The following is a 13,618-nucleotide window of genomic DNA, read 5'->3' as shown; positions in this document are numbered from 1 at the left end:
ATGGCACCACTGCGGTGGCGCCGGACGGGCGTGGTCATTCCCATCGCCTCCTTCTCCTTCTCGTGATCCCGTCGCCCGCTGGGTGTCATGCGAGCCAAGCGGACTCCTTCGGACGGGTGTGCGGGGAGTTGTCGGTGCCGCCGGGCGCGGCCGTGTGGTCCAGATAGCGGTGCACGAAGTGGATGCTCATCGCGCCTTCTCCAACCGCGGAGGCCACGCGCTTCACCGAGCCGCTGCGGACGTCGCCGGCGGCGAAGACGCCAGGCAGGCTGGTCTCCAAGGTCAGGCAGTCGCGGCCCTGGCTCTGCCACAGTTCGGGAACGGAGCACGCCTGCGCCTCCGCGCCGGTGAGCACGAAGCCGCGCGCGTCGAGGGCGAGCGCGCCGGACAGCCAATCGGTGTGAGGGTCTGCGCCGGTGAAGACGAACAGGGCCCGCACCGCGAGGCGGCGGTGCTCGCCCGTACGGTGGTCGACCACGGTGACCGCCTCCAGCGCCTTGTCGCCGAGCGCCTCGGTCATCTCGGTGTGCAGCAGCACACGCACCCGCGGGTGGCGCTCGATCTGATCGATCAGGTAGCGGGACATGTGCGCCTCGATGCTCGGCCCACGGACGAGCAGATATACCTGCGGTGCGTACCCGGCCAGGAAGAGCACGGCCTGCCCCGCGGAGTTGCCGCCGCCGACCACCGCCACCGGGTCGGTACGGCACTGCTGGGCCTCGTAGACGGTCGCCGAGTAGTGGACGCTCGCGCCCTCCAACGGCTCGATGCCGGGCACATGGAGGCGGCGGTAGCGGGCTCCGGTGGCCAGGACGACGGTACGGGCGGTGATCTCGCTGCCGTCGGCGAACCCAACGGCGTAGTGGCCGTCCCGCCGTTCGACCCGGGCCGCCTCCGCCGGGACGCTGATCCGGGCGCCGAACTTGCCCGCCTGGAGCACAGCGCGCTCGGTGAGTTCGGCGCCGGAGATGCCGGAGGGGAAGCCGAAGCAGTTGTCGATGCGGGACGACGTCCCGGCTTGGCCGCCGGTGGCCATCGCCTCGACCACGGTCGTGCCGAGGCCCTCCGAGGCGGCGTTCACCGCGGCGGCGAGACCGGCCGGTCCGGAGCCGACGATGAGGAGATCGCCGCGACCGTTGCCCGACGGCAGGGGCGGCAGACCGATGAACCGGGCCAGTTCGGCGTTGCTCGGATTGCGCAGCAGGGTCGTGTCCCGCCAGATCACCAGCGGCGTCTGCTCCGGAGCAACCGCGAAGCGGCGCAGCAGCGCCTCGGCCTCCTCGTCCGTCTCCAGATCGATCCAGCGGTGCGGCAGCCGGTTGCGGGCGGCGAACTCGCGCAGCCGCCGGGTGTCGGGCGAGTAGCGCGAGCCGATGATGCGGAAACCGGCGCCCTGCCCGACGAGCAGGGCACGGCGGCCCAGGCAGGCGCGCAGCACCACATCACCAAGGAGGGAGTCCCGGGTCACCAGGTCACGCAGCTGGTCCATGGACAGGGCGAGGATCTCGCCGGGGTCCCTGACCACGGCGGTGTAGAAGGCCACCTGTCCGTTCAGGAGGCCGAGTTCGCCGATGAAGCGGCCAGGGCCGTGCACACGCAGCAGGCGTTCACCGGGCGTGCCGTAGTCCTCGACGATGGCGACCGAGCCACTGAGGACGACGTAGAACGTCTCGCACCGCTCCCCCTCCCGGATCAGCACGTCACCGGCGTCAACCGCGCGCCGCCGGCCATGCTGCGCCAGGCGGGCCATCTGGTCGTCCGGCAGGCGGGGATAGGCGCCGTAGATGTCGGGGGTCTCGAAGGGGACGCTCTCCTCGGCCTCGTCCGGCACAGGCGCTGCGCCCGGCCGCGTCTCGTCGCCGGGCATCACACGAACGCCTCGTGGACGAAGCACCACCGCCAGTCCTCGCCGGGCTCCAGCGACGCCACGATCGGATGGCCGTCGGCGGCGGCGTGACGGCGGGCGTGCCGGTTCGGCGAGGAATCGCAGCAGCCGACGTGGCCGCAGGTCAGGCAGAGCCTGAGGTGGACCCAGGGGGAACGCGTGGCCAGGCATTCCTCGCATCCCGGGGAGCGCGGGGTGACGGGGCGTACGAGGGCGAGGTGGGGGTCGGTTCGTACGGTCATGGCCGATCATCCTTTCCCGGCCGTTTCGCGGCCCGCGATCGACTGCTCCACCCACCGCCGCAGGGCAGGGGCAGGTGCGGCACCCGACTGTCGGGCGATGGTCTGTCCTTTGTCGAGGACCAGCAGCGTCGGTACGGCCTGGACCTCGAACCGCCGCGCCAGGCGCGGGTTCTTGTCGATGTCGACCTTGACCAGCTTGATCTTTCCCGCGAGATCGGCGGCGACCTTCTCCAGCGCGGGGCTCACCATGCGGCAGGGGCCGCACCAGGTGGCCCACAGGTCGACGACGACGGGCACGGTGGCCTGTTCCACGACCTCGGTGAAGTCGTCGTCGCCCGCGTCGGCCATCCATGGCAGAGGCTGCTTGCAGTTGCCGCACCTGGGGCGGCCCTCGGCGGCCACGGGTACCCGGTTGGTGCGCCCGCAGTGCGGGCAGGTGGCGTTGGTGGCTTGCACGGTACTCATGCCGCCCTCGCTCCCGTCACGTCCTCGGGCTGGTCGTAGGTGACCACCAGCTCTCCGTTGTCGGCGTCGACGCGGACCTTCGCGCCGTCCTGGACGTCGCCGCGCAGCAGGGCGCGCCCGACCAGTGTCTCGACCTCGTGGGAGATGTAACGCCGCAGCGGCCGGGCCCCGTACACCGGGTCGTAGCCCTGGTGGGCGATCAACTCTCGGGCTGTATCCGTGAGTTCGACGGTGATGCGGCGTTCGGCGACCCGCTGCCGCAGCTCGTCGAACTGCAGCTCCACGATCCGCTCGATCTGGGACTCGCCGAGCGGCTTGAACAGCACGATGTCGTCGACGCGGTTGAGGAACTCAGGGCGGAAGTGCCCGCGCAGCTCACCCATCACCAGGGCGCGGGCGTCCGGCTTGATCTCACCCTCGGCGGTGGCGCCGTCGAGGAGGTACTCGGAGCCGATGTTGGACGTCATGATGACCACGGTGTTGCGGAAGTCGACCGTGCGGCCCTGAGCATCGGTGATGCGGCCGTCATCGAGGATCTGCAGCAGGGTGTTGAAGACATCGGTGTGTGCCTTCTCGATCTCGTCGAACAGCACAACCGAGTACGGCTTGCGGCGTACGGCCTCGGTGAGCTGACCGCCCTCCTCGTAGCCGACGTATCCGGGCGGGGCCCCCATCAGCCGACTGACCGTGTGCCGCTCCTGGTACTCACTCATGTCGAGGCGGACCATGTTCTCCTCGGAGTCGAACAGGGCCCGGGCGAGGGTCTTGGCCAGCTCGGTCTTCCCGACGCCGGTGGGGCCGAGGAAGATGAACGAGCCGATGGGGCGGCGAGGGTCGCGGATGCCGGAGCGGGCGCGGATGATGGCGTCGGCGACGAGCTTGACCGCCTCGTCCTGGCCGATGACGCGCTCGCGCAGGATCTCGTCGAGGCGCAGCAGCTTCTCGCGTTCGGCCTCCTGGAGGCGGGCGACGGGGATGCCGGTCCAGGCGGCGACGATCTCGGCGATCTCCTCCTCGGTGACGACCTCGCGCAGCAGCCGGTTCTGGCCTTGTTTGGCGGCCAGTTGCTCCTCCTCTGCGGCAAGTCGGCGCTCCAGGTCCTGGAGGCGGCCGTAGCGGAGTTCGGCGGCGCGGTTGAGGTCGTAGGCGCGTTCGGCCTCCTCCGCCTCGTGGCGGACCTGCTCCAGTTCCTGGCGCAGTTCCTGCACGCGGCGGATCGCCTGCCGTTCGGCCTCCCACTGGGCGTGTTTGGCGTCGGCCTCGCCACGCAGGTCGGCCAGTTCCCTGCGCAGTTCCTCCAGGCGGGCTTTGCTGGCGGGGTCGGTCTCCTTGGACAGGGCCGCTTCCTCGATCTCCAGGCGGGTGACGCGGCGGGTGATCTCGTCGAGTTCGGCGGGCATCGAGTCGATCTCGGTACGCAGCCGGGCGCACGCCTCGTCGACTAGGTCGATGGCCTTGTCGGGCAGGAACCGGTCGGTGATGTAGCGGTGGCTGAGGGTGGCCGCGGAGACCAGCGCGTTGTCCTGGATCTTCACGCCGTGGAAGACCTCCAGGCGTTCGCGCAGTCCGCGCAGGATGGAAATGGTGTCCTCCACGCTCGGCTCGTCGACCAGCACCTGCTGGAAGCGGCGTTCGAGGGCGGCGTCCTTCTCGATGTGCTTGCGGTACTCGTCGAGGGTGGTCGCGCCGATCATGTGCAGTTCGCCGCGGGCGAGCATCGGCTTGAGCATGTTGCCCGCGTCCATGGCCCCTTCGGCAGCGCCCGCGCCGACGACGGTGTGCAGTTCGTCGACGAAGAGCAGGATGCGCCCCTGGGCGGCCTTCACCTCAGCCAGCACGGCCTTGAGGCGTTCCTCGAACTCACCGCGGTACTTGGCGCCGGCGACCAGGGAGCCCATGTCGAGTGCGAACACGGTCCTGTCGCGCAGACCTTCGGGCACGTCGCCGCGGACGATGCGCTGGGCGAGACCCTCGACGATGGCGGTCTTGCCGACGCCGGGATCGCCGATGAGGACCGGGTTGTTCTTCGACTTGCGGCTGAGGATCTGAGTGACGCGGCGGATCTCGGCGTCCCGGCCGATGACCGGGTCGAGCCTGCCGTCCCTGGCCTCGGCGACCAGGTCGCGGCCATACTTCTCCAGAGCCTCGTAGGCCACTTCGGGGTTGGCCGAGGTGACGCGCTGGTTGCCGCGGACCTGGGTGAGCGCGCTCAGGAACGAGTCCCTGGTGATGCCGGCCTCCCTGAGCAGGCGCCCGGCGGCGGTGGACGACCCCTCCTCGGCCAGGGCGAGCAGGAGGTGCTCCACGGACACGTACTCGTCCTTGAGGCGTTTGGCCTCCCGCTCGGCGGCATCGAGCAGGCGGGCGAGGCGCTGAGTGACGAAGACCTGGCCGGGTGCCGCGCCGGGGCCGGTGACCTTCGGGCGGCGGGAGAGTTCCTCGCGCACGGCCGCGCGCAGTTCCTTCGGCTCGGTGCCGGCCTGTTGCAGCAACCGCGGGATCAGACCGTCCTCCTGATCGAGAAGTGCGAGCAGCAGGTGTTCCCCGTCGACCTCGGTCTGGCCCATGCGGACGGCCGCGGTCTGGGCCTCCTGGAGGGCTTCCTGGGACTTCTGGGTGAGACGGTTCATGTCCATGGGGGTGTTTCACTCCTCGTGCCGCGGCCGCGCAGGGCGGCTTCGAGCAGGCTGATGCGGTCGAGCAGGTCGAGCACCAGGCCGATGGATGCGTAGTTGAGGCAGAGTCCGGAGCGCAGCCGCTGGATGCGGGCGAGGACCGCCGGGGCCGTGGGGTCGAACACCAGGTGCCCCGCGGCGTCGCGTTCGGCGTCGACCAGGCCGAGGGCGACGAACCGGCGGATCAGATCGGGGTGGAGGCCCGAGCGACGGGCCACGGCGTCCAGGGAGAGCCTGGGCGCGGGCACGAGCGCGTACCGGACAGCCGTCGAGGCGGCGACGTCGGCGCCCGTTCGTACCGTACGGTCGCCCACGCCGGCCCGGCCGATGCCTGCCGCTCCCGAGGGTCGGTCGTTCATCGCGTCCTCCTGGGGTCGAACGAGGAGGTGGCGGCGAGTTCCTCGAACAGTTCGCGCTCCCGGTCGCCGAGGGTGGGCGGCACCATGACGCGGATTTCGGCGTACAGGTCGCCGTTCGCGCCGCGCGGGTTCGGCATGCCCTCGCCTCGCAGCCGCAGCCGCCGGCCGCTGGACGAGCCCGCGGGCACGGTGACCTTGGCCGTGCCGCCGCCGGGGGTGGGCACCGGCACGGTCGCACCCAGGGCCGCCTCCCAAGGGGCGACCGGGACCTGGACGTGGACGTCGCGGCCGTCCAGCCGGAACCTGGGGTGGGGCTGGATACGCGCCCGCAGGTACAGGTCGCCCGCCGGGGCGTCACCACTGCCCCGGCCGCCCTCGCCCGCCAGCCGGATGCGCTGCCCGTCGGTGACGCCCGCCGGCACGTCGACCTCGTACCGCCGCGGCTGCCCGGTGGGACCGGCGAGCGTGACGGTGCGGCGGCCGCCCCTGTACGCCTCCTCGACGGTGAGCGGCAGCTCGGCCTCCTGGTCGGCTCCCGGTACACCGCCGGGGGCTGCGCCTGCTCCGAAGAGCGAGCCGAGCAGGTCCTCGATGTCGACACCCTCCGCTGCGAAGTCGTCGCCGAAGCCGGTGGTGTACCGGACACGGGGGCCGCCCGCGCCCGCGGTCCTCCGAGCGCGGAACCCGTCGCCCGCTCCAGCCGCGACCCGTTCGTCGAAGTCCTCGGGGATCTTGCGGAAGTCCTCGCCGAAGCGGTCGTAACGTGCCCGGGTCTTCGGGTCCGACAGGACGCTGTATGCCTCGTTGAGGTCCTTGAAGCGTTCCTCCGCCTCCGGGTCCTTGTTGACGTCGGGGTGGTACTTGCGGGCGAGCTTGCGATATGCCTGCTGGATCTCGTCCTGACTCGCGGTCCGCGACACGCCCAGCACCTCGTAGAAGTCCCGTGCCATGACCGGTCACTCCCGCTTCGCGACAGTCACGGCGGCGGGCCTGAGCTGACGTTCGCCGTCCCCGTAGCCCGGGCGCAGCACCTCGACGACCGTGCCCGGTGCGGCGTCGGGGTCCTGGACCACGCCGACCACCTCGTGCCGGGCCGGGTCGAAGGCGACGCCGGTCTCCGCGTGCCGCGGGTAGCCGAGCAGTTCGAGGACGTTCACAGCCTGGTCGCGTACGGCCCGGATGCCCTCCACGATCGCGCCGGGGTCGGCTCCGGCGTGCGTCAGGGCGAGTTCGAGGTTGTCCAGGACGGGCAGGAAGGCGGCGGCCGTACGGGAACGCTCGACCGCCCGTTCCCGCTCCAGTTCCCTGGCGTGGCGCTTGCGGAGGTTGTCGAGGTCGGCGAGCGCGCGCCGCCAGCGGTCCTCCAGTTCCTGGATCGCGGTCGTGTACTCGTCCTCGGCAGGCGCGGGGCCGGCGGCGTCGGGTCCCGGTTCGTCGTGCGCCGCTTCCGGCCGGGGAGGGCCCGGTTGCGGCAAATCCCCGCGAGGAGGGCGTAGGGCGCCTTCCGGGACCGGTTCGACCGGATCCGAAGCGGGCCGGTCAGGTTCCTGGGGGTGGCTGGGCATGGCGTGCCTCAGTCCTTGTCGAACTCGGCGTCGATGACATCGTCGTCACCGTCACCGCCGGTCGCGCCGCCCCCGGTGGTGTCCTGGCCGGGACCGCCCGTGGCGGTGCTGCCCTGATGCGCCACCAGCCCTGCCAGCACCTGCTGGAGTTCGGAGGTCAGGGGCCGCACCCGCTCCACGCCTGCCTCCTCCTTGACCGCCGCCCGGGCATCCGACACCAGCATCTCGGCGCGTGCCTTCTCGTGCTCGGGTGCGGCCTCGCCCAGCTCGGCGAGGCGCTTCTCGACCTGGTACGCGACGGCGTCGAGCTCGTTGCGGGCATCGACGGCCTCGCGCAGCACCTGGTCCTGGCCCCGGTTGCGCTCGGCCTCCTGGACCATGCGTTCGACCTCGCCGCGGTCGAGGTTGGAACTCTCGGTGATGGTGATGCCCTGTTCCTTGCCGGTGTCCCGGTCGCGGGCCCTGACGTTGAGAATGCCGTTGGCGTCGACGTCGAAGGTGACCTCGATCTGCGGTTCGCCGCGCGGCGCCGGGCGGATGTCGGTGAGCTGGAAGCGGCCGAGCACCCGGTTGTCGGCGGCCCGTTCGCGCTCGCCCTGGAGGACCACGATGTCGACGGCGGGCTGGTTGTCCTCGGCAGTGGAGAAGGTCTCGGTGCGGCGCACGGGGATGGTGGTGTTCCGCTCGATGATCTTCGTCATCACGCCGCCGCGTGTCTCGACACCCAGCGACAGGGGCGTGACATCGAGCAGCAGGACGTCCTTGACCTCGCCCTTGAGTACCCCGGCCTGGATCGCGGCGCCCAGGGCCACGACCTCGTCGGGGTTGACGCTCATGTTGGGTTCCTTGCCGCCGGTCAGCCGGCGCACGAGGGCCTGGACAGCGGGGATGCGGGTGGAACCGCCGACGAGGATGACCTCGTCGATGTCGCTCTCGCCGACCTTGGCGTCGGCCATGGCCTGCTGGACCGGTCCCAGGCACCGCTCCACCAGGTCGCTGGTGATCTGCTCGAACGTGGACCGCATGATCGAGTCGGTGAGGTGCTTGGGGCCCGAGGCATCGGCAGTGATGAACGGCAGGCTGACCTGCGTCTGCGTCACCGAACTGAGCTCGGTCTTGGCCTTCTCCGCCGCCTCGAACAGGCGTTGCAGGGCCTGCGGATCCTTGCGCAGATCGATGCCGTTCTCCTTCTGGAAGTCGTCCGCGAGGTAATCCACCAGACGCCGGTCGAAGTCGTCACCGCCCAGGTGGCTGTCGCCCGCGGTGGAGCGCACCTCCACCACGCCGTCGCCGACGTCGAGGATGCTCACATCGAAGGTGCCGCCGCCCAGGTCGAAGACCAGCACCGTCTCGTGCTGCTTCTTGTCCATGCCGTACGCGAGGGCCGCCGCCGTCGGCTCGTTGATGATCCGCAGCACCTCCAGACCTGCGATCCGTCCGGCGTCCTTGGTGGCGGTGCGCTGAGCGTCGTTGAAGTAGGCGGGCACCGTGATGACCGCCTCCGTCACCCGTTCCCCCAGCTGCTTGGAGGCGTCGTCGGCGAGTTTGCGCAGCACCTGGGCGCTGATCTCCTCAGGCGCGTACAGCTTGTCGCGCACCTTGAAGCGGGCCGCCCCGCCGTCGCCCTCGACGACGTCGTACGCCACCGCCCTGGCCTCGTCGGAGATCTCGTCGAAGTGCCGGCCGATGAACCGCTTGGCCGAGTAGATGGTGCCCTTGGGGTTGAGGATCGCCTGGCGCCGGGCCAGCTGGCCCACCAAGCGCTCGCCGGTATCGGTGAAGGCCACCACGGACGGTGTCGTGCGGTTGCCCTCGCTGTTGGGCACGACGGACGGCTCGCCGCCCTCCCACACGGCGATGACCGAGTTGGTGGTGCCCAGGTCGATGCCCACTGCTTTGGCCATGAGGAACTCCTCCCGGTGCCGCGGCATGCGCCGGCACTGCGGATCCGATCGTTCAGGTATGGGGAGGACGTCCGCCGACGCCGGTGGTCTGCAGCCCGTCGAGAAGCCGTACGGCCTCGTCGGCGACCGCTTCGTCCACGACGACGTCGTACCGGCTGGGCTGCATCGAGCGGACGGAGGCGAAGTCCCGGCGGCCGCCCTGCAGGGCGTGCAGCAGGAGGCCGAACAGCGCGCCCACGATCGCCCCGAAAATCAGGCCGTAGAGGGCGACGAGCAGAGCGGAGACGAGGGGGTCCACCCAGTCGACCAGGCCGAAGAGCCAGCCGATCAGCGCACCAGGCAGCGCCCCGCTCGCCGCTCCGTGCAGGGCGGCCCTGCCATAGTCCATACGGCCGATGACCTGCTCGACGAGGCGGACGTCCTGGCCGATGATGGCCACCCTCTGCACGGGAAACCCCTGGTCCGAGAGGTGGTCGACGACGCGTTCGGCTTCCTGGTACGTCTCGTACGTGGCAACGGGCCTACGAGGCTGCTCGGTCATCACCCAGTCCTTCCTGCCGGTGCGCACGACGGCCCCGGCAGGTCCCAGACTCGCGAACCGAGCAGCTCTACGCCTGCACCCGGCAGGTCAAAAAACAACGGAGCCCGTCGGCCCGCGAGCACGAGACGAAGACTCCGAACATCTCGGGTAGGTTGGTCGGAGGGGCGTACAGGAAGGGCCGCCGTCACCTCTCCAAAAGTCGGAGGAAGGGAGTAATCCCATGCCCGGCAGCCGGGTGCACAACCTGTACCGCCGCCGCTCCGGCCGGGAGGGCAGCCTTCCGCGGGGCAGCGCCGGGCGGCCCCCCACCGCCACGCGGACGCCCCGCCCGCCCGTTCCGACCCCGACCGACCATGCCCTCCACGAACTGATGGTGCTCTCCCGCGCCCTGTTCGACTCCCGGGACGAAGGCGAGATCGTGCGCCTGGCCATGGACCGCATAGCCGCCGCAGGGCCATACAGCGCCGAGGCCGGATACCTCAGGGTGGACGGCGACATGGTCCCCAGCCCGAGGGACGGGCAGATCCATGCCTTGGCCGTGGACCGGAGGGTGCGGGAGCTGGCCGGGCAAGACGGCCCTGTGACCGTACCCGGCCGGCCCTGGGGCCGGGCCCTGGGGCTGCGCGGACCTGAGGGGCTCCACGGCTACCTCGTGGTGACGTCCCGCTCCCGGCCCACCGACGCCGAGCGATCCCTGCTCGCCAAGCTCGTCCGGCACACCGCTGCTGCTCTGTCAGTCGCCTTCGTAGACCGCCGCCGACGCGAGGACGCGCTGGAGCTGTACCGGCTGAGGGCGGAACGGACAGCCCTCCAGCGGCAACTGATCTCCGTCACGGCTGAGCTGGGGTTCCAGCGGGCCGTTCACGCGCTCATGGCCGACGTCGCTGCCTCGGGCGGCGGCGAGGAAGCCATCACCCGCGCACTGCACGGGCTCACTGGACTCCCCGCGCTGGTCGAGGACCGCTTCGGTCGGCTGAGGTCCTGGACCGGCCCCAGCCGCCCCGACCCCTATCCGGAACCGGACCCCGTGCGCCAGGACGAAATGCTGCACGCCGTCGCCCGGGAGGTCGGGCCGGTGCGGATAAAGGACCGGCTGATCGCCCTGGTCCGCCCGCACGGCGAGATCCTGGGCGTGCTGGCCCTGGTCGATGCCCGGGGCGAGGCCGACGAGCACACCGTGCTCGCGCTGGAACACGCCGCCACGTCGCTCGCCCTGGAGCTGGCACACCTGCGCAGTCTGGCCGAAGTGGAGCTGAGGCTGCACCGCGAGCTGGTCGACGACCTCCTGGCAGGGACGGACAAGACGAGCGCCTACGCCCGGTCCGAGGCAGTCGGACACGACCTGCACCGCGGCCACTACGTCGTCGTGGTGCAGTGGTCGAACCGGACGGCGGACGACTCCTTCGCGCAGACCGTGGGCCGAGCGGCCTCTGCCGTGGGCATGCGCTCGCTGCTGACCCGACGTTCCGACCACGTGGTCCTGGTCGCCGACGCCAGGCCGCACGCCCGCGCGCTGTACGAGGCGCTCGCCCGGGAGACCGGGACACGGTCCGGGACGATCGGGGTGAGCGCCCCTTGCGACTCCCTGGACGACATCCCCCACCGCTACCAGGAGGCGCAGCGTGCCCTGGAAGTGCGCCGCCACTCCCGCGAGCGCTACGGCACCACGTTCTTCGACGAGCTTGGCCTCTACCGCATCCTGGGACCCGGCAACGACTACCGGGAACTAGAGACGTTCGTCCACGAGTGGCTCGGGCAGCTCATCGACTACGACTCCCGGCACCACGGGGCCATGGTGGAAACCCTGTCCCGGTACTTCGACTGCGGCGGCAACTACGACGACACCGCCGAATCCCTCGCGATCCACCGCAGCACGCTGCGCTATCGGCTCCAGCGCATCCGCGACATCAGCGGCAACGACCTCGCGAACGTCGAGGACCGGCTCAACCTCCAGGTGGCGACCCGAGTGTGGAAGATCGTGCTGGGCGGACCCGGCTGATGCCCCGCTAGAACTGTTGCGCGAGCGGTCAACGGCGGATCTGCTGACCCAGGGAGAGACGCCAAGTGAGCGAGACGATCGGGCACGAGTCCGTGGAGGAGTCGGCGGTGGTGGGATGCCGTCGGCTGCGTCGGACGAGCGAGTCGAAGGCAGGCCATTGGAGCGGCAGGTCAATGAACGTCAGCTTTCGGTGCTGCAGTGGGTGGAGGCAGGATGCCCGGCCGGCGTAGGGAAGTCCAGCTCCTACAAGACCAGCTGGGCGCCGCACGCAGGCGAAGGGCGCCGCCGACATCGGCACCTCGCGGCACCCCAACCAGTATCCATAGCCCCAGGTCAACGTACTCGTCCGCGCGGCTTCAGGGGCACTAGCGGGAGTTCGGGAGCCAGCAGTGGAGCGCCGCCGTATCCCTTACCTCCCCGAACCGAGCTCCCTCCGTCCACGCCTTCCGAGCCTCATCGATTTCCTGATGGGAACGCCCGATGAAGTTCCACCACAACAACATCGCTGAGAGCCACCGCAGGTTTGGGCACGCCCCAGCACCAAGAGACCAGGCACTCGCCTCCGACCAGCCTCAGGTCATGGTCTGACCACGAGCTGCCCTCTCTTCGGGCTGTCGATCTTGATGCCAACTATCCCTCCTTTGTGTCAACTAAAATTCTTCGTCACAAGACGCTAACGCCGTACTCGCGGCATCCCGAGCCCGATCCAGGAGATGATCTCCCGCTGGATCTCGTTGTTGCCGCCGCCGAAGGTGAAGATCACGGCGGAACGGTAGCCGCGTTCCAGTTCGCCATGGAGGACGGCGCCGGCCGAGCCCTCCTTGAGGGGGCCGGCCGCGCCGACGACCTCCATCAACCAGGCGTACGCGTCGCGGCGCGCTTCGGAGCCGTAGACCTTGACGGCGGATGCGTCCTGCGGGGTGAGCGTGCCGTCCTGGACGGCGCCGACCATCTGCCAGTTGAGCAGCTTCATCGCATCCAGCTTGGTGTGGGTCCGCGCGAGGCGCCCGCGCACCCAGCCGAGGTCGATGACGCGGCGGCCGTCGGCGAGCTTGGTGTCCATGGCCCACCGCTGCACATCGTGCAGTGCCCGGATCGCCGTGGTGCCGTGCGCGGCAAGGGTGACGCGCTCGTGGTTGAGCTGGTTGGTGATCAGCCGCCAGCCCTTGTTCTCCTGGCCGACGCGGCGGGACGCGGGCACCTTGATGTTCTCGTAGTAGCTGGCGGTGGTGTCGTGCGAGGCGAGGGTGTTGATGAGGGTGCAGGAGTAGCCGGGGTCGGACGTCGGGACCAGCAGCATGGTGATGCCCTTGTGCGGCGGGGCGCCGGGGTCGGTGCGCACAGCGAGCCAGACCCAGTCGGCGGTGTCGCCGTTGGTGGTCCAGATCTTCTGTCCGTTGACGGTGTACGTGCCGGTTTCCTCGTCGCCGTCCCGGACCGCACGGGTCTTGAGGGCGGCGAGGTCGGTGCCCGCGTCGGGCTCGCTGTAGCCGATGGCGAAGTCGATCTCGCCGGAGAGAATCTTCGGCAGGAAGTACGCCTTCTGCTCGTCCGTGCCGAACTGCATGATCGTCGGCCCGACGGTGTTGAGTGCCATCAGCGGCAGCGGTACGCCTGCCTGTGCGGCCTCGTCGAAGAAGATGAACTGCTCGATGGAAGTGAGGCCGCGGCCGCCGTACTCTTCGGGCCAGCCCACGCCGAGCCAGCCGTCGGTGCCGAGGCGGCGGACGGTCTCGCGGTAGAAGCGCTTCTGCTCGCTCGGGTCGGCGTAGCGCGCGTAGACGTTGTCCGGCACGAGCCCGGCGAAGTACGTGCGCAGCTCGGCGCGCAACTGCTGCTGCTCAGGCGTGTATTCGAGGTGCACGGCCCCTCCAGGAGTCTCGCGGTCCTTCGATGCGCGGCGCACACAGTAGAACGTGTTGCAAGAATCTGGAAGGGGCCGCAGCGGCCCGGGTACGGGCGCACCCGCGAAGAGGGTCGTCC

The 13,618-nt window shown here is 70.2% G+C and carries 11 protein-coding genes and 1 pseudogene; 1 reads left to right on the top strand and 11 read right to left on the bottom strand.

Annotated features, from left to right (window positions below):
- Window positions 1–85: 85 nt before the first annotated feature.
- Genes ACQEVG_RS15900 through ACQEVG_RS15860 form a run of 9 tightly spaced genes read right to left on the bottom strand, consistent with a single transcriptional unit; the run spans window position 86 to window position 9,636 of the window.
- Window positions 86–1,867, bottom strand: coding sequence for an FAD-dependent oxidoreductase (locus ACQEVG_RS15900; protein WP_432983293.1), 1,782 nt, complete (start codon window positions 1,865–1,867; stop codon window positions 86–88).
- Entirely contained in the window at window positions 1,867–2,127 is a 261-nt protein-coding gene (locus ACQEVG_RS15895) for a UBP-type zinc finger domain-containing protein (protein ID WP_432983290.1), read from the bottom strand. The genes ACQEVG_RS15900 and ACQEVG_RS15895 overlap by 1 nt, the downstream gene beginning before the upstream one ends.
- 6 nt (window positions 2,128–2,133) lie before the next feature.
- Window positions 2,134–2,592 carry a thioredoxin gene (gene trxA, locus ACQEVG_RS15890; protein ID WP_432983287.1) on the bottom strand — a complete coding sequence of 153 codons (459 nt, stop codon included), beginning with the start codon at window positions 2,590–2,592 and terminating at the stop codon, window positions 2,134–2,136.
- Entirely contained in the window at window positions 2,589–5,228 is a 2,640-nt protein-coding gene (clpB, locus tag ACQEVG_RS15885) for an ATP-dependent chaperone ClpB (RefSeq protein ID WP_432983284.1), read from the bottom strand. The genes trxA and clpB overlap by 4 nt, the downstream gene beginning before the upstream one ends.
- Window positions 5,219–5,626 (bottom strand): chaperone modulator CbpM, encoded by a 408-nt coding sequence (locus ACQEVG_RS15880; protein ID WP_432983281.1) that lies wholly within the window; start codon window positions 5,624–5,626, stop codon window positions 5,219–5,221. The genes clpB and ACQEVG_RS15880 overlap by 10 nt, the downstream gene beginning before the upstream one ends.
- Window positions 5,623–6,576 carry a DnaJ C-terminal domain-containing protein gene (locus ACQEVG_RS15875; RefSeq protein ID WP_432983278.1) on the bottom strand — a complete coding sequence of 318 codons (954 nt, stop codon included), beginning with the start codon at window positions 6,574–6,576 and terminating at the stop codon, window positions 5,623–5,625. The genes ACQEVG_RS15880 and ACQEVG_RS15875 overlap by 4 nt, the downstream gene beginning before the upstream one ends.
- A gap of 6 nt (window positions 6,577–6,582) precedes the next feature.
- Window positions 6,583–7,191, bottom strand: a complete 609-nt coding sequence (gene grpE, locus ACQEVG_RS15870) for a nucleotide exchange factor GrpE (RefSeq protein ID WP_432983275.1) — start codon at window positions 7,189–7,191, stop codon at window positions 6,583–6,585.
- Between the two features lie 8 nt (window positions 7,192–7,199).
- Complete coding sequence (gene dnaK, locus ACQEVG_RS15865) at window positions 7,200–9,095, bottom strand: molecular chaperone DnaK (RefSeq protein ID WP_432983272.1); 1,896 nt, start codon at window positions 9,093–9,095, stop codon at window positions 7,200–7,202.
- Between the two features lie 52 nt (window positions 9,096–9,147).
- Complete coding sequence (locus tag ACQEVG_RS15860) at window positions 9,148–9,636, bottom strand: general stress protein (RefSeq protein ID WP_432983269.1); 489 nt, start codon at window positions 9,634–9,636, stop codon at window positions 9,148–9,150.
- A 220-nt stretch (window positions 9,637–9,856) separates the two neighbouring features.
- Here ACQEVG_RS15860 and ACQEVG_RS15855 point away from each other — a divergent pair, with 220 nt between their 5' ends.
- Window positions 9,857–11,635 carry a PucR family transcriptional regulator gene (locus tag ACQEVG_RS15855; RefSeq protein WP_432983266.1) on the top strand — a complete coding sequence of 593 codons (1,779 nt, stop codon included), beginning with the start codon at window positions 9,857–9,859 and terminating at the stop codon, window positions 11,633–11,635.
- Window positions 11,636–11,968: 333 nt separating this feature from the next.
- Here ACQEVG_RS15855 and ACQEVG_RS15850 read toward each other — a convergent pair.
- Together ACQEVG_RS15850 and ACQEVG_RS15845 are read right to left on the bottom strand one after the other, a co-directional pair.
- Window positions 11,969–12,138, bottom strand: a pseudogene (locus ACQEVG_RS15850) (pirin family protein); the annotation flags it as partial.
- A 170-nt stretch (window positions 12,139–12,308) separates the two neighbouring features.
- Window positions 12,309–13,499 carry an acyl-CoA dehydrogenase family protein gene (locus ACQEVG_RS15845; protein WP_432985380.1) on the bottom strand — a complete coding sequence of 397 codons (1,191 nt, stop codon included), beginning with the start codon at window positions 13,497–13,499 and terminating at the stop codon, window positions 12,309–12,311.
- Between the last annotated feature and the right edge of the window lie 119 nt (window positions 13,500–13,618).

The sequence above is a fragment of the Streptomyces sp. CA-135486 genome (assembly GCF_050936555.1).
Taxonomy (GTDB): Bacteria; Actinomycetota; Actinomycetes; order Streptomycetales; family Streptomycetaceae; genus Streptomyces.
Note: the sequence above shows the minus strand (reverse complement) of the source record. Positions and strands in the feature narration are given on the sequence as shown.

Coding starts and splice junctions, on each gene's coding strand:
- ACQEVG_RS15875 (WP_432983278.1), bottom strand. CDS start 6,576: ATGGCACGGGACTTCTACGAGGTGCTGGGCGTGTCGCGGACCGCGAGT.
- ACQEVG_RS15895 (WP_432983290.1), bottom strand. CDS start 2,127: ATGACCGTACGAACCGACCCCCACCTCGCCCTCGTACGCCCCGTCACC.
- ACQEVG_RS15880 (WP_432983281.1), bottom strand. CDS start 5,626: ATGAACGACCGACCCTCGGGAGCGGCAGGCATCGGCCGGGCCGGCGTG.
- clpB (WP_432983284.1), bottom strand. CDS start 5,228: ATGGACATGAACCGTCTCACCCAGAAGTCCCAGGAAGCCCTCCAGGAG.
- grpE (WP_432983275.1), bottom strand. CDS start 7,191: ATGCCCAGCCACCCCCAGGAACCTGACCGGCCCGCTTCGGATCCGGTC.
- dnaK (WP_432983272.1), bottom strand. CDS start 9,095: ATGGCCAAAGCAGTGGGCATCGACCTGGGCACCACCAACTCGGTCATC.
- ACQEVG_RS15900 (WP_432983293.1), bottom strand. CDS start 1,867: ATGCCCGGCGACGAGACGCGGCCGGGCGCAGCGCCTGTGCCGGACGAG.
- ACQEVG_RS15860 (WP_432983269.1), bottom strand. CDS start 9,636: ATGACCGAGCAGCCTCGTAGGCCCGTTGCCACGTACGAGACGTACCAG.
- trxA (WP_432983287.1), bottom strand. CDS start 2,592: ATGAGTACCGTGCAAGCCACCAACGCCACCTGCCCGCACTGCGGGCGC.
- ACQEVG_RS15855 (WP_432983266.1), top strand. CDS start 9,857: ATGCCCGGCAGCCGGGTGCACAACCTGTACCGCCGCCGCTCCGGCCGG.